Source organism: Streptomyces sp. NPDC054794 (assembly GCF_053611585.1).
The window spans coordinates 1-16,728 of the sequence record NZ_JBSHAQ010000069.1 but is presented as its reverse complement, the minus strand read 5'-3'; the positions used below and the strand labels follow the sequence as shown (position 1 = coordinate 16,728).

Below are 16,728 nucleotides of genomic sequence, written 5' to 3'. Positions count from 1 at the left end.
CGGGGCGAACAGGCCGAGTTCCCGTGACCCGTGTCACATTGCTCTCTGGGGTCCCGCCCTGCGCATCCGCCCCAGCGCAGTGAGCGTACGGGCCGTGAGTCGTTGGTGAGGGTGCCGGGTGGGCCGTATGCCGGTGGGGTGTCGTGTCGTGTCAGCGTGCCCAGGTGCTGTGGCCGGGCGGGAGTTCTCCGCGCAGGAGGCTGATGAAGGCGCGGCCGCAGGCCAGCAGTGGGTCGGTGGGCAGGTCCCCGCCGAAGCGTGAGCCGGGGCCGCCCGTGCCGAAGGAGTTGGCGAGGTCCTTCGGGATGGCCGGGGACCAGGCGAGCAGCCGCTGCAGGGCCCGTTCCGAGAGCTGGAGTGTGAGGGCTGTGCGCTCGGGGTCGGTGGCCAGGTGTTCGTCCAGGCAGGACGACACGAATCCCGTGAAGCCGACCGTGGCCTGTGTCTCCCAGTCCTCGCGGGCGGCGGCGAGCCAGGCGGGAGCGTCCTCGACCTCCTTGGTTTCCTGCGTCAGGAGGTACAGCCACACTTCGGGCTGGTGATCGCGGGCCCAGAAGCCGAATCCTCGGTAGTCCATGTAGGAGCTGCCCACGTGTCGAGTAGATCATGTGGGTGCCGGCCACGTATGGACGTCAACGCAATGATGACGTCCTGGCGGACCGGGTTGATGGACTTCAGGTCAATCAACCCGGTCCGGGGGAACGTGTCAGGTGGCGCGGCGGAGGGGTACGACGACCTCCTCGCCGGTGGCCTTCGGGCTCAGCCGGTAGTAGCGGATGTGGCCGAGGCGCTCGGACTCCTCCAGCCAGCCGGCCTCGACGAGCTGGCGGCGGGTACGGGAGAAGACCGTGGGCGACATCCCGAGGACCTCGGCAAGCTCGGCCGCGGTCTTGCTGACAGTGCCGGCGCGGTCCGTGGGATGCGCTGCGTAGAGCGTCAGGATCAGGCGCTGGTTGGCGGGCAGGCCGGCCGTGTGCGTCAGCAGGCGGAGGGTCATGTCCTTGGTGTCGTTCACTTTGCCTCCCACCGCGAAGGGGTGGACTCGTCGAATCCGGGGATGTCCGGCGGGTTGCAGGTCTTGATGGCTTCGCGCTGCTCGATGCCCGTCCCGTGGAACGCAATGTACGGGCTGATCCGGTAGAAGTTGTAGTTCCCGATACGGCCGCGGACGATCAGGATGCGGTGCTTGGCCAGCTTCCGGTTGATCTTCCCCACGGCGTCGGTGGACATGCCGACCCGCTTGGCGATGTCCGCTCCGGTGGACTTGAGCGGCTCCATGCCTTCCGGCGAGACGCCGATCCACCACAGGACGAGGAACTTCTGGCTGGGCGTGAAGGCCCTGCTCTCGGAGATCGCCTCGACTCGCGCCTTGTCGACCTGGGTGTGCCGGCCGGAGAAGGCGTAGGGCGCATAGGGGACGATCTCGCCGGTGTCAGCGTCCAGCAGTCTGCGCGCTGTTCCCAACAGAGCCTCCGTGCCTGGGTGCTGATGAGTCGACGAGCGGCGGTTCTCAGGCCGACCAGATGAACTTAACGTACATGAGCAAGAAGTTCATCAACCCTGCTCCTCGGACATGTCGCCGGGCTCCGCCGACGGTTCCTCAGCACCCCTCGGAAGGCGTACACGAGCGCTTTTCGGGGCCGTCGTCATGAACGTGAAGTCAATCTGCCCAGTTCCTGGGAACTGGGCACCACGATCCCTCGGACTGGGTGTGCTGTTCCAGGAACTGCCTGGCAGTTCGCAAGATCTGGGTCATGGGTGGCGTCTTCGCAGGTCAGCGAGGAGATGGGGGATTGACGCTCTCTTACTTGGGGCTAAGGTCCGTTGCCAGCTGCGCGCTGCGGGGGAGTGGGCAGCGCGAAGTGGCACGGAGGGGCGACACGGAGGCTTCGTAGGGAGGCTCCGCGGACTCCCGTAGGGAGCCGTACCCGTTGTGCTGCCTGGCGTCGCCCATGTCGCCCCGTCTGGACCTCAGCCACGGAAAGCCAGCCACAACGGTGGGGGCGCCGAACGGGCAGGCGCGCGTGTGTTTCCAGCAACCCGGTCCCGGTCTCAGCCACGCCTCTTCGGGTGAAGGGGGGACAAGGCGGCCGGCAGGTGGGGGCGGGGAGAGCGCCGCCGGGGGGAGAAGAGGGGGGAGGCGGGTGGGGGCTGGCTATTACGTCGTAATGGCGGGAGGGCTATTACGACGTAATAGCCAGGCGGGGTCAGCCCTCCCCGGTGACCGTGACGGCCGCGGTCGCGGTGGTGCGCTCCAGCTGGTGCTCGTTCAGGATGCGGAGCATCTTGTCGAACTCGGTGTCCGTCATCTTGCGGATGAGGTGCATCGCCAGGAAGGCACCGTCGTCGTAGGGGAGCTTCGGAGGGTTGGAGGAGTCGGTGCGGGGTTCGGGGACCGTCGATTCCGTGGAGGCGGGGGTGGTCTCCGGCACCGGTTCCGGCTCTGAGACCGGGGCTTGCGCTTGGACCTGGGCCGGGTCTTCGTCGAGCTCCAAGTCCGGGGCGGAGGTCGGATCCGCGGCTGCGGGCTGCTTTGGGTCCGGCGCGGGGGCCGGGTCCGGGGCAAGCTCGGGGGCGGGCTCTCCTATTACGTCGTAATGGGTCGGGCGCCTGCCGGGCTTCAGGGGCGGCCGTTCCGCCTCCTTGCGGGCACGGTCGGCCTTCAGTTCCTCCAGGGCCGTCTCCTGCTGTTCGGCCGGCTTGTTGCCGACCGCGCGCAGGAGGTCGATGGGCTCGTCGCCGATGCGGTCCTGGAGCGCGGGGGTGAGGTTGAGCAGAGCTAGCCGCTGGGAGACCCAGCCCTGGGACCGGTGCAGGCGCTTTGCGAGGGCCGTCTGGCTGCCGTGGATGCCCAGAAGGCGGTTGAGGGCCTTGGCCTCGTCGAGCTCATCGAGGTCCTGGCGGTGGATGTTCGCCACGAGGGCGGACTCCAGAAGCTCCTCGGCCGTGCTGCCCTGGTCGTCGCTGACCATGATCTTGACCGTGGCCAGGCCCGCTTCACGCGCGGCCGCCAGGCGGCTGCTGCCGTCAATTACGACGTAATGGGTGTCCGGTTCGAGCTCGGCCTCGTGGTCCGGGTTGGCCTTGACGTAGGAATCGCGGTTCATGACCGTGATCGCCTGCTTCTGGCCGTGGGTGGCAAGGCTGCCGGCAAGGTCGGTCAGGTCGCCCAGGGTCGAGCGGGGGTTGTCGGGGTTCAGGCTGATGCGGTTGGTGGCGAGTTCGGTGGGCGGAGCGACGCCGTCCGTGGGGACGCCGGTGGCCGCCGCGACGGCCGCGCGGCGGGCGCTGACCGGTCGTGCCGAGCCGCCGAACCGGCCCGCGCCCAGTTGGTCGGCCTTCTTCGTCATGAGATCTCCCGGGCCAGGGCACGCACGCTGACCGACTGCTGGGACTTGGGGGCGTAGGAGAGCAGAGGCTGCTTCATGCGGACGGCTTCCTTTTGTTCCTTCAGGTCGCCGACGAGGCCCACCACACGCGGATCCTTTATGTCCACCCAGCCCTGCAGGGAGGAGGTGGCGATGTAGCCGCGGCGGCCGTCGTAGAGGTTGACGACGATGCCGAGGTAGTCGATTTCGAGGGAGAGGTCGGCGCGGAGGTCCTCGATCTGGGTGGTGAGGAGCTCGTAGGCGTCCGCGGAACTGTCCTCGGCCTGGACGACGATGAGGGCGCCGGACTGGCCGGGCTTCTCGTTGTTCCGGCGGCGGCCGTAGTAGGCGGCGGCGTCCATGCTCAGGCCGAGGCTGGGCGGGCAGTCGATGAGGATGACGTCGTAGTCGGCTTCGAGGGGTGCCAGGGCGCGCTCCAGGGCGGCTTCCCGGGCTCGTACGGCGGAGAGGCGTACGTCCAGGAGGAAGGCGTCGTTGCAGCCGGGCAGCAGGTGCAGGCGGCCGGCGAAGTGCTCGTCGTCGATGGAGACGATCAGGTCGCGCAGGTCGCCCTTGGGGTCGCCCGCCATGTGGTTGGTGAGGCTGTCGCCGTTCATCGGCACGGGGGAGGCGCCGAGCTGGTTGGTGAGGTGGCACTGCGGGTCGAAGTCGACCAGGAGGACGCGCATGCCGAGCCCGGGCAGGCTCTCGATGTCCAGCGGGTCCTCGACGGAGGTGTCCTCATCACCCTCGACGGCGCGCAGGGCGGCGACCAACTGCTTGGCCACGCGGACCGGGTAGAGCTTGTTGGAGTCCTCGGCCATCGCCTCGCCGGTACCGGCGGTGATGGCGGTCTTGCCGACGCCACCCTTCTGGTTGCAGACGACGATGCGGCGGGTGACGGCCGGTCGTACGACGTCGGGGGCGGGGTTGGTGTCGAGCCAGAGCCTGACGGACTGGGCGAGACCCTGGATGAGGGAGACCCCGCGGTCGGCGGCCGCCTGCTTGAACTCGTCCCACTGGCCCTGGGGGAGGAAGGTGGAGAAGGAATCGGCGCCCGCGGTGTCGATGGGTTCCAGGGCGGAGGCGAGGCCGCACCAGGCGGTGATGCCCTGCTCCACGGCGCTCTGGATGTCGAGGCCGTGCTGTGCGGCTCTCACTTTGAGGTCCTGCCGGAGCCGACCCGGCAGCTTGGAGACGACCTTCTCGCGGTCGCTGGAGGTGGCTGGAGAACTCATGCGAGCTACTTTACTAACGTTCTTGATCCAAATCTCCTCCGACACGTTAGTTTGGGAAAGTTGGCTGAGTGTGGAGGGGCCTGAGGGAGGACCGCGAGGGTGCGGGGCCTGTCCGTCGCGCCCGACCGCCGGAGGGCGAGTCGTCGTGCGGGAGCTATTACGGCGTAATAGCCGGGACGGGGGACCGAGGGCCCGCCGGGGCTATTACGCCGTAATAGGGGTGGGGCGTTGGGGGAGCCGTCAGGCGATGGCCCAGGGGCTCGGGCCCTGCGAACGGCGGTTGGAGGAACGGGCCGTGTCCCAGGTCGGCTGGATGGCGGCGGACACGATGCCCCACAGCTGACCCGCGGTCAGGCTGTGGACCGGGACGACGACCTCGCCGGCCAGGCTGATGTCGAACGCCGCCTCCAGGCCGCTGACGATGCCGATGAGGGCCAGGGAGTCAAGGCCGTACATCTCCAGGGGCTCGTCGGCCGCGGGAGTCTTGTCCTGGGCGAGACCGGGCAGGCCCCGCCGCAGGACTGCTTCGAACGTCGCGTTCCACGGTGCTGAGGCCATCGACGCGCTTCCTTCCAGCTGCGGACCAGTCGGGGCGGTGCGCTCCTGACGCACTTGTGCAAGCAGCCTGCCGGGGGGCGCTCGAATCCCCGTTGACGAAGGCTCAGGTCCTATAGGGGGCAGCAGGGGAGGGGCGTGGGGGAGCACGGGCCTGGGCCATCACGTCGGTGGGCTATTACGCCGTAATGGCTCCGCCCACTACAGCGCGAAGGAGTAGAGGGCTATTACGCCGTAATAGCCCTCTACTCCCGCAGAGCGCACCGCCGTCCCCGAGGACTCGACGGCCTCGGAACTGCCGGTCCCCGACGACGTGGGGGTGGATGCTCGCCGGCGCCCCCACGCCGACCGGGTCCGCTCGCCGGGGCGCGATTCCACCTGTCTTCCCCCTCACCGTGATCGACGACCCGGCGCTGCCGGAGGTGCTGGCGGCGGCGCGGGCGGACGCGATGGACGCCGAGACCGTCAACCGAGAGCTGTCCATCGCGCGCAAGGCGATCGGCTGGTGGCAGCGCCAGGGCTGGATCGAAGGCGATCCGACGATCGCCATCGAGCGGCGGCCAGTACCGCCCGACCGCACCAAGTCCCTGGCCAAGAAACAGATCGCCGCCCTGTGGCGCCTGGACGCCGCCCTGCGGGAGAAGACGTTCTGGAAGATGCTTTAGTGCTGTGCCTGAACGTGGAAGACCTCTACCCGCAGGACAAGCGCGGCAGGATCACCGCCAAGGGCGAGGCCACGGAGTGGATTCACTAGCAGTCCGGCACCGCCCAGCTTCTGCCGCGACTCATCCCCCACCGCACCCGCGGCCCGCTGTTCCTCACCGACCGCAAGGCCCCGGGACGCCAATGCTAGATGTGTGCCCCGAGACTGGCCGGGCACGTCTGTCGTATCGCCGGGCTGAGGAGATCTCGAGGAGAACACCCGGCTGCTGGCCAACCCGCTCGCCTCACCCGAGGACGTCGAGAACCTGGACGGCTGGACCCTGCACCGGCTGCGGCATACCGCGCTCACCCACGACGCGGAGAGCGGCACTTCTACCCCAATGCTGCTGGCCCGCTCCCGCCACGCCTCCGTGCGGTCCCCGGAGCGGGACGCCCGCCCTGGCGACGACGCCGTCGCCCGGCACGTCGCTGAGCTCGATCCCGCCGCACGTCGCCGGACGTGACCAGGGCGGACAGCGACGCAGCGGTCGTCGCGCCCGCCCCAAGCACGCACGTCACCGTCTAGGCGGCGGGGGTGAGTTCGGCGCGGCCGAACAGCAGGGCGTAGCCGGTGGGGAGCTGGTGCAGGATGCGGGTGATGAGGTCGGGGCCAGCGTAGGCGGCGACGGCGGAGAAGACGGATCCTGTGTCCCAGCGGGTGGTGCCCAGGGAGGCGCCGTGCGGGCGGCGAGGTCCTTGACGAAGGCCCAGCCGGTCAGCGGCTGGGTGTCGGGGATCTGCGCGGTCAGCACGCGTGCGGCTTCCAGGGGCAGGCGGGCGGCCAGTTCGACGCGCTCGTCGCCGGTCAGCTGGCGCCCCAGTTCGGCAAGAACCAGGCGGACGGGGAACGCCCCACCCTGCCGTGTGCGCGACCAAACGCCTGGTGGACAAGAAGGTGGTGCTGCCCGGGGTGACCGTGCTGGAAAGGCCGGTCTCCGGCACCCGCGAACGGGCCGAGAAACGCTTGTGGGCGACGCTGGCCGCCGCTCCCACCCCGGTGCAGGCCGAGCGGTTGCAGCAGCTGGTCGTCGCCCCCGCGGGCAAGCGCCTATCGAACTGGACCGGCTGCGCCGCTCCCCGCGCGACATCTCCACGCGCGGGGTGGGCAAGGCCCTGGAACGCTACGAATCCCTGCGCGCATTCGGCGGCCACGCCTGGGACCCGGACGCGGAAACGCCGGGCCGCATCCAGGCCCTAGGGCGGTTCGCCAAGGCCGCCCGCGCCCAGGCCGTCTCCGACCTGCGAGGAGACCGGCGCTGGCCACCCTGGTCGCGTTCGCGCGGTGATGCCGCAGCTCGCCGCCGACGAGGCGATCGAGGTCTTCGACCTGGTGAGGGGCGACATCATCCGCAGCTCGGCCGCCAAGATGACCAAGGAGAGGAGGCGCACCCTCAAGGACCTGGACGCCGCCGCGATCGAACTGCGCAACGCCTGTCTCGCCGTCTGCGCCGCCGCCGATCCCGAGGGCGATCTGCGCGCCATGCTCGACGCCATGGACGTCGGCCCGGTCCGCGCGACGGCCGACACCGTCAAGGTCGTCGCCCAGCAGCCCGACGACGAGCCGGCGCAACCTCGGCTCAGCTGCAGAGAGCTGCTTGTCCCTTCGCCGCAGCTTCGGGAGCAGAGGGCCGAGTAGCTGTGCTGACCCCCGGCAGAGGAACCGGGTGAACAGTTCCGCAAGAGAGCCCGGGGCGCGGCAGCCCGCGGAGCGATTGAAGCGACCGAAGCGACTGTCGGTCGGAGTTGCTTTCCGGTTCAACAGATTCGGGAGCGGGCCAGGGGGAGCCAAGTAGCGGAGAAGTGTTCGACTTCGGGTCCAGGGTCGTCGCAGCGTCGCTTGAGTCGCTGTCGTCGCTGCGCCTGGGCCCGTGGGGAGTTGAGTCGCTGGCCTCCTGGGCGGGGTGGTGGGGGCAGCGACTGAAGGAGAGCGACTGAAGGTTCAATCAGTCGCTTTGGGTCGCTCGGAGTAAGCCCAGGTCAGAGCGGCTACGGGAGCAATTTAGCGACCGAAGCGACTGACAGTCTGGGTATATGGAACGCAACGCACGTGTGTGCGTGCGCCTGTGCGCGTTATAGATAGAGACCTTCAGTCGCTTCAGTCGCTTTTTAGTTCAGTGCGTACCCTTTGACCTGCGGATTCGTTGAGCTGCTGAGACAGCGACCGAAATCCGTTCAGTCGCTGGGTCTTTCCTTTGGTCGCTGGAGGGTCGGAGGGCGACACGCAGGCATTTTTGTTCCCAGGCGTGTCCCCTCCTATCCCTGTGGTTCGCTAGGCTGTCTCAGTCGTTGAGTCGCTTCGGTCGCTGGTGGGGGATGTGAATGGTGCCTGAGCTGCGGGTTTCACGCAGCGACTCAAGGCAGCCGGACCCCGTTCCGCCGGTGCCCGCGCGCTCCCTGGCCACCGCCCGCTGGTGTGCCAGCCGGGGCTGGCCCGTGCATCCGCTGTCCCCCGGTCGCAAGACTCCTGCGGGCAACTGCGAGGCCTGCCGCAGTCCCGGACACACCTACCGGGGCTGCCCCTGCCCGGCCGCCGGTCGCTGGTGCCACGGATTCCGTGCCGCCACCCTTGACTTCGCCAGGATCGAGCAGTGGTGGAGCGCCAACCCGGGCTTCGGCGTGGGCATCGCCTGCGGGCCCGCCGGTCTGGTCGTCATCGACGTCGACGCGCACACACAGGAACTGCCCTCCCGGGACCGGCTGCTGCCCGGCATCGACATCTCCGCCGGCATCGACCTGACCGGACTGTCCAACGGCTTCCACACGATCGGCGTGCTGGCCGCTCTGCGCGGCATGAACAGCCCCGCGGACGACGAGAGCACCCTGCGCGTGCGCACGCCCTCAGGGGGCCTCCACGTCTGGTACCGGGCCCAGAACGGGCAACGCTGGCAGTGCTCCGCCGGATCCGGCAGCGGGCGTGCCCTGGCCTGGCAGGTCGACGTACGGGCGCACGGCGGCTACATCGTCGCGCCCGGCACCGTCACCGAGGCCGGTGTGTACGAGCCGGTGGGGCCGATGCGCGAGCCCGCGCCGCTGCCCGGCTGGCTGGCGCGCGAACTGGAGCGCACCGCGCACCTGCCGCCCGCCCACGTCCCCGTGCCCCGTCCGGTGCCGCCACGGGCCCGGCAGGCCGTCCTCGCGGCCGGCGGCGGCCGTTCTGCGGCCAACCGTGCGCTGGCCTCCGTACTGGCCGAAGTGGCGGCCTGTGCCGCCGTGTCCGAAGGCGCCGCCTTCTCCGAGAAGCTCAACCGGGCCGCCTACACCGCCGGAGGGCTCGTCGCCGCCGGGCACCTGGACGACGACGAGGCCGAGCGGATGCTGGCCGAGGTCGCCGAGTACGCCCGCCCCGGCCAGGAGCGCCGCTACCGGGCCGTCATCCGCAGCGGGCTGAGCGCCGGGCGCCAGCGCCCGCTGTCCCCGGGAGGCCGCGCATGACCTCCGACGACAACGCGCTCTTCGACGCCCAGGCGGTCGCCGCGCAGATCCTCGCCCAGCACACCTCCGTGCCCCGGCAGGGCACCGCCGCGGCGGACACCGACGTGCGCGCCACCGACGGCGAGGCCACCGCCGACGGGCTGCTGCCCGACACCCTCAGCGACCGCGGCAACGCCAAACTCTTCGTCAAGCTCTACTCCAACGACTACCGGCATGTCCCTGGCCTCGGCTGGTACCGCTGGGACAGCACCCGCTGGCAGCTGGACGAGGACGACACCGTGATGTGGGCCGCCGGCGACCTGGCGGAGTCCATCGCGACCAACGACCCGCGCGGCGCCCACAGCTCCACCGCGCTCCAGCAGCACCGCCGCCGGGCACTGAGCACCAGCGGCATGAACGCCATGCTCACCCAGGCCAAGTCCGCGCCCGGCATGGTCCTCAACGCGGCCCGCCTGGACGCCGACCCCTACGCGCTGTGCACCCCGGCCGGCATCGTCGACCTGCGCACCGGACTGATCCGTACCCCCGACCCGAACAAGGACTTCCACTCCCGCTCCACCACCGCCTCCCCGCAGGCCATGCCCACCCCGCGCTGGGACCGGTTCCTCACCGACACCTTCGGCGACGGACCCGAGGGCGCCGAGATGATCGACTTCCTGCACCTGCTGCTCGGCTACTCCATCAGCGGGGACGTCGGCGGCCAGGTGATGCCGTTCCTGTTCGGGTCCGGCAAGAACGGCAAGTCGGTGCTGCTGGACGTGCTGATGAAACTCGTGGGGGACTACGCGGACGCCGCCCCGCCCGGCTTCCTGATGGCCCGCCCCTACGAGGGGCACCCCACCGACCTCGCCGAGCTGCACGGCCGGCGGGTCATCGTGTGCAGCGAGGTCAAGCCGGGGGACCGGTTCGACGAGGCGCGGGTGAAACTGCTGACCGGTGGCGACCGCATCAAGGCGCGGCGCATGCGGCAGGACTTCTTCAGCTTCCAGCCCACCCACAAGCTCTGGCTGCTCGGCAACCACCGTCCGGAAGTGGGCACCGGCGGTTTCGCGTTCTGGCGCCGGATGCGGCTGATTCCTTTCGAGCGGGTCGTGTCGGACGACCGCAAGATCGACAACCTGGCGGACATCCTCGTCACCGAGGAGGGCCCCGGCATCCTCAACTGGCTGATCCTGGGCGCCCGCCGCTATCTGAGCGGTGAGAAGGACCTCGCGGGCCCCGAGCGGGTCCGCATCGCCACCACGGCGTACGCGGAGACGGAGGACCACACGGGGCGTTTCCTGTCGGAATCCTGCAGGCTGGTGCCCGATCTGAGGGCAGAACAGGCACAGCTCTACGCTGCCTACAAGACCTGGTGTCAAACTGAAGGGGCACCGGCGATATCGTCCCGGGCCTTCGCGGCACGGGTCCGAGAGGTGGTGGGGCTGGCGTCTCCGAAGGAGATGATCCTGTCCAACCAGCGCAAGTACTACCCGGGCATCGGACTGATGGCCGACGAGGAGACGGCATGAGCGCCCTCATAGAAGAGGACGAGATCATCCACGAGGCCGACCTCGTCTGGCTGGAAGACATCGGTGGCCTCGACTACGTACGGCAGAGCCTGGACCGGCTGCCCACCCGCCGCGGAAAGCCCGCCTACCACCGCGACGGCCGCATGGTCGGCTACGCCCAGCTCGGGCCCGACGCCAAGCCCTCCCGCTCCTCCGGCACCTTCCGCCGCCGCGTCTTCTGGCTGCTTCCGCACGACCGCGACACCGATCCCGACGGCCTGTACGCCACCGGCGCGCCGGCCGAGGCGATCGACCCGCGCACGCTTGCGCCGGGCAGCAAGGGACGCAAGACGGAACGCTCCGAGGGCGGGCCGCTGTCGTCACAGGCGCGGGAGGAAGGACTGTCGCTGCCCCTGTGACAGGCTCCGCCCCCATATGCCCCCCGGAACGGCCTGAGAGCGGTTCTGGAGCCCTCTGGGGCGGTGTGTGCGATATTCCCCCCATCGGGGGCCACGCGCGCCGCTGAGGCGGCCTGGAGCCTTTCCAGACCGCCTCTCAGGGGCAGTTGTGGCCGGGTGACGGGTGCGGCGGTGGTCCGGCTGACGCGGTTCAGCTGACCTTGAACTGGGCCATCATGCCCATGGCCGCGTGGTCGATCAGGTGGCAGTGGTACAGGTACGTGCCGCGGTAGGTGTCGAAGGTCGCCTGCAGCTTCACCGTCTCGCCCGGCATCAGCATCACGGTGTCCTTCAGACCCGCCTCGGCGGGGGCCGGGAGCTGACCGTTGCGCTCCAGCACCCGGAACTGCACCAGGTGCAGGTGGATGTTGTGCGGGACGAACCGGTTGGTGTTCGTCACCGTCCAGACCTCACTGGCGCCGTGGCGTATGAAGTCGTCGACCCGGTCCGGGTCGTAGGTCTTGCCGTTGATGTAGCCCTTGGCGTTCGCGCCGCCCGTCTCGTCCATGCTCAGCACCACGGTCCGCTCGGCCGTGGGCTGGGGGAGCGGCGGCAGTTCGCGCAGCACCGAGGGGATCTCGCTGTGGTCGGTGGCGGTGCGCACCACGTCGAAGCGCATCACCTGGCCGAGCTGCTCGGCCGGCCCGCCGTTGAGGAGCGTGTTCTCCAGCACCAGCTGCGTGCCCACGGCGTAGCGGGAGAAGTCCACGACGACGTCGACGCGTTCACCGGGGGAGAGGAAGACCGCGTCCGTCGGGTTGGGCTTGACCAGCAGGCCGCCGTCCGAGCCGATCTGGACGATCTCCCCGCCGTCGGCCAGGCGCAGCCGGAACGAGCGCAGGTTGGAGGAGTTCAGCAGCCGCAGACGGTACTTGCGGGCGGCGACCTCGAAACGCGGGTACGCGACGCCGTTGGCCATCAGCGTGGTGCGGTTCTGGAAGTCGCCCATCACGTAGACGAACTGGCCCGCCGCGTCGAACTGGGCGTCACGGATGGCGACGGGAACGTCGTGGGCCCCGCAGGGCAGCGGCAGGGACCGCTCCTGCGCGTCGGTCAGCAGATAGGTGCCGTACAGACCGCGATAGACGTGCTCGGACTCCATGTGGTGCGCGTGGTCGTGGAACCACAGCGAGGCGTGCGACTGCTGGTTCGGGTACGTGTACAGGCGCGAGCCGCCCGGCGCGATGGTCTCCATCGGTCCGCCGTCGTCGATCGCGGGCACCGAGGAGCCGTGCAGGTGGACCGAGGTGGGCATGTCGAGGCTGTTGCGCTGCGTGATGGCGACCGGCCGGCCGAAACGGGCCCGGATGACGGGGCCCGGGAAGTACCCGCCGTAGGTCTCGACGGTCGTCCGGAGGCCGGGCAGGATCTCCGCCTGGGTCGTCCGCATGGTGATCCGGTAGCGGTCGACGCCGTCGGACGTGGAGTACGGGGTGAGCACCCGCGGGACGGGCATGCGCAGCTTGAACTTCTCCACGGCCGGTGCGTCCACGTTGGCGGCGGCGGGCTCGACGGCGGCCGCGTCCTCGCCGTGGCGCATCAGGGGCGTGAGGGCGGCCCCGGTGAATACACCGCTGCCGGCCGTGACCAAGGCTGCGTTGAGCACGGTGCGTCGGGTGGGCATGACGTTCTCCTCGCTCGGCTGTTCGCGTCGGGCCGGGGGTGGACGCGGGCGGAGCCGACTTCAGCACACGGTGCTTGAGCCTCGATGGGCGGAAGAACGGGGTCCGGCAGGGGGTCGAGGTCACCCGTGACCGTAGAAGGTGAAGTCACACCTGGCCGCAGCAGGTCCGGTGAAGCCCGTCGGCAGTCCGGCGGCCCACGCGACACGGGAGGATCAGGACACGACAGCACGCAGGGCACACACGACCGCCGGGCGACGAGGCGCCCGGCGGGAAATCGCTCTGCGCGGCAGCAGCCGAGTCAGCCGGCGCTGACCGCCAGCGCCTCCTCCAAGGAGCCCTGCACTTCGGCGAAGACCGAGCGGCCCCTGGTCTCCGACAGGTCCAACGAGGTGAGCAACGAGGGCTGGACCACACTCGGCAGGAGATGGCGCAGCAGGTCGCACGACCGCCGCATCAGATCGCCGTAGTCACTCATGGCGTGCGACATCGACTGGATGCCCGCGAACGCGCCCGTGAGGACGTCGGCGGTGTCGGCAGGGTTCACATGAGGAAGCAACTCGCCCTGGCTCTGTGCCATCTCCAGCATGTGCCGGGCCAGGGAGCTCCACCGCAGGAACGGGCCTGTCCGGTCCAGCCCGTGGGACATCTGATCCATGGTCAGCCGCACTCCGGCGCGCACCATCGGATCGGTCTGCAGACGGTAGGCGTGCAACGCGACCACGTCGACGAGTTCCTGGACCTTGCTGGACCGCTCCGGAATTTCGATCCTCTGGTCCTGGGCGCTCAGGACACCCTGAGCCAGGTCTTCCTTGGACGGGAAGTGGAAATAGAGGGCACCCTTGGTCACGCCGGCCACGTTGAGGACTTCGCTGATGGTCGCGGCTTGGTAGCCCCGTGCCTCGAAGACCTTGGCGGCCGCCGTCAGGATCGTTTGGCGGGTGCGGATCGCACGGTCTTGCATGGCCATGAAGCCCCTCCGTCCGGTGCGCCGTACTCCATGGGAAGAGCCAGCAAAAAAACCATCCAGTTTGTATCTTACCGGGGAGAGCGCTCCGAGTGAATATGACCGTGGGCGTCGTCATCCGTCGTGGCCAGGGAGAGGCGGGTCGGTGATGATCCTGGTGACAGGGGCGACCGGAACAGTAGGCCGAGAAGTGGTGCGGCGGCTTCCGGCCGACCGTCCGGTACGGATCATGGTCAGGGACCCGCGACGGGCCGCCGAGGTGGCTCCATCGGCGCAGATCGTGGTGGCGGACTACGCCGACGAGCATGCACTGTTTCGCGCCCTGGAACACGTCACCCGTGTCTTTCTCGTCACCAGCCCCGTGGCACAGGGCGATGACGAACGTTTCGTGCGGGCCGCGCAGTTGGCCGGCATTCGGCACGTGGTGAAGCTGTCGGCGGCCGCCGTCACCGACCCCGAGGCCGACGACCTGATCACCCGGCGACAGCGCGCGCGTGAGGACCTGCTGCGCGGCTCCGGGCTGGAGTGGACCCTGTTGCGCCCGCGCGCGTTCATGTCGAACACCCTCTCCTGGGCTTCCTCCATCCGCACGGACGGGGTGGTCCGGGCGTTGTACGGCTCCTCACCGGTCGCGTGTGTCGATCCGCGGGACATAGCGGAGGTGGCCGTGCGGGTCCTGACGGAAGACGGACACGGGGGCCGGAGTTACCAGATCACCGGCCCCCGTGCAGTCACCGCCATGGAGCAGACCGCGGAGCTCTCCCGTCTGCTGGGCCGCCCGCTGTGCTTCGAAGAACTGGGCGAGGAGCGGGCCCGGACGGTCTTGCGGGCCGGCCACCCGGAGCCGGTCGTCGAGGCGTTGCTGAGCAGTGCCCGGCGGCAGCTCTGTGGTGCCAAGACCGGGGTGACGCGCACCGTGGACGACGTGACCGGATACCCGGCACGCCCTTTTCGGAGTTGGGCCCAGGACCACCTCGCGGCCTTCGTCTGACGAGGAGGAAGGCAGGAGGACCGGCCCCCGGGCAGCCCAGGGCGTTCGGCGCCTACGCGGTCAACGCGCCGGCCGGCGTGCGACGGGCCGCCGTCGTGCTCTCGGTGAAGTCCGGCGCCGCGTCGGCGGTGACCACGCATTCGAACACCTCGTGCTCGTTCTGCCGACCGGTGACCAGGACCGATTCCGTGCCGTCGGTCGCGACCGGCTGCCGCCGGGCCTCGATCATGCAGGGCGCGTCCAGTTCGACATAGCGCCGGAAAGCGCTGGTGAAGCTGAGCGGCAGGAAGCAGGAACGTTCCAGCAAGGCTGTAGCCGACTGCCGGGCGGCTTCGAGCAGAACCATGCCCGGTACGTGATCGACCGGGTGGTCGAAGAGAATCGGATGGCGTGTGTCCACCCTCAGCCGCCAGCGGTCCGGCTCGTCGGTCGGAGACAGGACGACGTCGAGCGGCGAGGTCCGTCCGACGTGCTGCGGCGGTGCCGGGGCGGCGAGCGGCATCGGGCGGATGCCGTCGAGGTCCTGACGGCCGCGCACGCGGCGGTAGACGGCCGGGTTCGCGGTGCTGAACGATGCGGCCCCCCGCGCGACGGGAAGTCCCTCGCGCAGGATCGTCGCCTCGTAGTCGAGCCGAGCGAGGCCGCCGCCGCGACGCTTGACTTCGGTGCAGGTGATGGCGAGGTCGACGGAGGCCGGCGTGTCGCCGACCAGGAGCTGTGTGGGCTCCACCGACACCTCGAGGCGCGACATCAGGAAGTGGTGGCCCAAAGGGACCTCGTACTCCGCGTGGGCCAGAAGAGAACCGACCTGTCGGATGGTTTCGGCGGCGATCAGTGGGTCGTGGAGCCCCTCCTCCGTCGGGGTGAAGAAGCTGTGTGCACGCGGCCACTGCGCGGTCACCGTGAAGTGGGTGTCGTTCTCGCGTGTCCAGCTGGTCAGCATGACCTCGGCGACCGCGGCGCGATGGACGAACTCTTTGGGAACGGTCGTGGTCAGCGACGGGTAAGGGAAGACCGTCGCCGTGAGGGGTGCAACGGACGCCCCCTCGCCCGAAACCCTATGTGCCGGTATGCGCTCGCCTTGGAATGTGATCGCAGACATGGCTCCCCCTGGGCCGTAGCGATGAGTGGGGTGGCGCTTGTGCGGCAAGAAGATACATACCAACCGGTTTCATTTCTACAGGTACTTGTGCCTCCGCTTGGCCGCGCCGCGGAGTGGCTGAATCCGGTCGTGGAACTCACGCGTGTCTTTCTGCGACGAAGACGCAAAAGCGGCCCGCCGTACCTGAGTACCGGTCCTCAAGCATGCCGAGAGCACTTCTTGAGCCGACTGGCAGACGGTAGCCGAAAGTCCGAGGAGGGAGCATGGGTGATTCGGGTACCGGTTCCAGCGCGCTGCGGATCGAGCGGGGACGGGCTACGGATGAGGAACTGGCCGCCGTCACCGTCGTGTTGATCTCCATCCTGGCCGCGCAAGCCGAGGGTGAGGAAGGGACGCAGGGGGAGTCCTCCGGTGCGCCGCAGTGGCGTCCGGAACGGTCCGTAGCCGGATATCGCTCCCCGTACAGCTGGCAGTGAGGCCGGCAGCCAATCTGGTCGTTTCGTGTGGATGACACCTACAAACCGCGAAAGCGGTTTGTTAGTGTGAACAGGGCCGCTGCCCGCACCACACGAGGAAGGGAGAAGACCCATGACCGTCATCAATGACATTCCTCGGGTCTCTGCGGGGGCAGGAAACGCGCGCGAGCGGGTGGCCGAACTGCAGATGGTGCGAGCGGAGGCGCTGGCGGGTCCCAGCGAGAAGGCGACTGCGGCGCAGCATGCCAAGGGCAAGCTGACGGCGCGGGAGCGGATCGAGCTGTTGCTGGACCCGGGTTCCTTCCAGGAGGTCGAGCAGCTGCGTCG

Annotated in this window: 17 protein-coding genes and 1 pseudogene; 8 read left to right on the top strand and 10 right to left on the bottom strand. The window is 69.3% G+C overall.

The features are described 5' to 3' along the window. Positions 1–151: 151 nt before the first annotated feature. From ACWGKT_RS42785 to ACWGKT_RS42760, 6 genes are all read right to left on the bottom strand, one after another. Entirely contained in the window at positions 152–592 is a 441-nt protein-coding gene (locus ACWGKT_RS42785; protein WP_453277948.1) for a hypothetical protein, read from the bottom strand. 114 nt (positions 593–706) lie between these two features. Further along, entirely contained in the window at positions 707–997 is a 291-nt protein-coding gene (locus tag ACWGKT_RS42780; protein ID WP_235460645.1) for a helix-turn-helix domain-containing protein, read from the bottom strand. 14 nt (positions 998–1,011) lie between these two features. Continuing rightward, positions 1,012–1,464, bottom strand: coding sequence for a MarR family transcriptional regulator (locus ACWGKT_RS42775; protein WP_356144383.1), 453 nt, complete (start codon positions 1,462–1,464; stop codon positions 1,012–1,014). A 743-nt stretch (positions 1,465–2,207) separates the two neighbouring features. Continuing rightward, the gene (locus ACWGKT_RS42770; protein WP_453277947.1) at positions 2,208–3,350 is read right to left on the bottom strand and encodes a ParB/RepB/Spo0J family partition protein; all 1,143 of its coding nucleotides are present in this window, start codon (positions 3,348–3,350) and stop codon (positions 2,208–2,210) included. After that, the gene (locus tag ACWGKT_RS42765; protein ID WP_453277946.1) at positions 3,347–4,606 is read right to left on the bottom strand and encodes an AAA family ATPase; all 1,260 of its coding nucleotides are present in this window, start codon (positions 4,604–4,606) and stop codon (positions 3,347–3,349) included. The genes ACWGKT_RS42770 and ACWGKT_RS42765 overlap by 4 nt, the downstream gene beginning before the upstream one ends. 240 nt (positions 4,607–4,846) lie before the next feature. Continuing rightward, positions 4,847–5,164 carry an acyl carrier protein gene (locus tag ACWGKT_RS42760; RefSeq protein ID WP_453277945.1) on the bottom strand — a complete coding sequence of 106 codons (318 nt, stop codon included), beginning with the start codon at positions 5,162–5,164 and terminating at the stop codon, positions 4,847–4,849. A 392-nt stretch (positions 5,165–5,556) separates the two neighbouring features. On the opposite strand from ACWGKT_RS42760, the gene ACWGKT_RS42755 reads away from it, so the two are divergent. Then, complete coding sequence (locus ACWGKT_RS42755; RefSeq protein ID WP_453277944.1) at positions 5,557–5,826, top strand: hypothetical protein; 270 nt, start codon at positions 5,557–5,559, stop codon at positions 5,824–5,826. Positions 5,827–6,385: 559 nt separating this feature from the next. Here ACWGKT_RS42755 and ACWGKT_RS42750 read toward each other — a convergent pair. Next, positions 6,386–6,699 (bottom strand): annotated as a pseudogene (locus ACWGKT_RS42750) (DUF2267 domain-containing protein). 446 nt (positions 6,700–7,145) lie between these two features. Here ACWGKT_RS42750 and ACWGKT_RS42745 point away from each other — a divergent pair. From ACWGKT_RS42745 to ACWGKT_RS42730, 4 genes are all read left to right on the top strand, one after another. Beyond that, a complete protein-coding gene (locus ACWGKT_RS42745) occupies positions 7,146–7,499 on the top strand; it encodes a hypothetical protein (protein ID WP_453277943.1) in 354 nt (117 codons plus the stop codon). Between the two features lie 797 nt (positions 7,500–8,296). After that, positions 8,297–9,295, top strand: coding sequence for a bifunctional DNA primase/polymerase (locus tag ACWGKT_RS42740; protein ID WP_453277972.1), 999 nt, complete (start codon positions 8,297–8,299; stop codon positions 9,293–9,295). Continuing rightward, on the top strand, positions 9,292–10,806 hold the full coding sequence (locus tag ACWGKT_RS42735) for a DNA primase family protein (RefSeq protein ID WP_453277942.1): 1,515 nt from the start codon (positions 9,292–9,294) through the stop codon (positions 10,804–10,806). Before ACWGKT_RS42740 ends, ACWGKT_RS42735 begins: the two co-directional genes overlap by 4 nt. Next, positions 10,803–11,204 carry a DUF6009 family protein gene (locus ACWGKT_RS42730; RefSeq protein ID WP_356144395.1) on the top strand — a complete coding sequence of 134 codons (402 nt, stop codon included), beginning with the start codon at positions 10,803–10,805 and terminating at the stop codon, positions 11,202–11,204. Before ACWGKT_RS42735 ends, ACWGKT_RS42730 begins: the two co-directional genes overlap by 4 nt. Before the next feature lie 190 nt (positions 11,205–11,394). Here the strand turns inward: ACWGKT_RS42730 and ACWGKT_RS42725 are convergent, their stop codons facing one another. Further along, entirely contained in the window at positions 11,395–12,867 is a 1,473-nt protein-coding gene (locus ACWGKT_RS42725) for a multicopper oxidase family protein (protein ID WP_453277941.1), read from the bottom strand. Between the two features lie 299 nt (positions 12,868–13,166). Continuing rightward, positions 13,167–13,835: a ScbR family autoregulator-binding transcription factor gene (locus tag ACWGKT_RS42720; RefSeq protein ID WP_453277940.1), complete on the bottom strand. Its 669-nt coding sequence runs from the start codon at positions 13,833–13,835 to the stop codon at positions 13,167–13,169. A 145-nt stretch (positions 13,836–13,980) separates the two neighbouring features. Here ACWGKT_RS42720 and ACWGKT_RS42715 point away from each other — a divergent pair, with 145 nt between their 5' ends. Further along, complete coding sequence (locus tag ACWGKT_RS42715; protein WP_453277939.1) at positions 13,981–14,823, top strand: NAD(P)H-binding protein; 843 nt, start codon at positions 13,981–13,983, stop codon at positions 14,821–14,823. A 52-nt stretch (positions 14,824–14,875) separates the two neighbouring features. Here ACWGKT_RS42715 and ACWGKT_RS42710 read toward each other — a convergent pair whose 3' ends face one another. Further along, positions 14,876–15,925 carry a ScbA/BarX family gamma-butyrolactone biosynthesis protein gene (locus tag ACWGKT_RS42710; RefSeq protein WP_453277938.1) on the bottom strand — a complete coding sequence of 350 codons (1,050 nt, stop codon included), beginning with the start codon at positions 15,923–15,925 and terminating at the stop codon, positions 14,876–14,878. A 263-nt stretch (positions 15,926–16,188) separates the two neighbouring features. Between ACWGKT_RS42710 and ACWGKT_RS42705 the strand changes: the two genes are divergently transcribed. Further along, positions 16,189–16,401 (top strand): acyl-CoA carboxylase subunit epsilon, encoded by a 213-nt coding sequence (locus tag ACWGKT_RS42705; RefSeq protein ID WP_453277937.1) that lies wholly within the window; start codon positions 16,189–16,191, stop codon positions 16,399–16,401. A 112-nt stretch (positions 16,402–16,513) separates the two neighbouring features. Continuing rightward, a partial coding sequence (locus tag ACWGKT_RS42700) for a carboxyl transferase domain-containing protein (RefSeq protein ID WP_453277936.1) occupies positions 16,514–16,728 on the top strand: 215 nt, incomplete at its 3' end.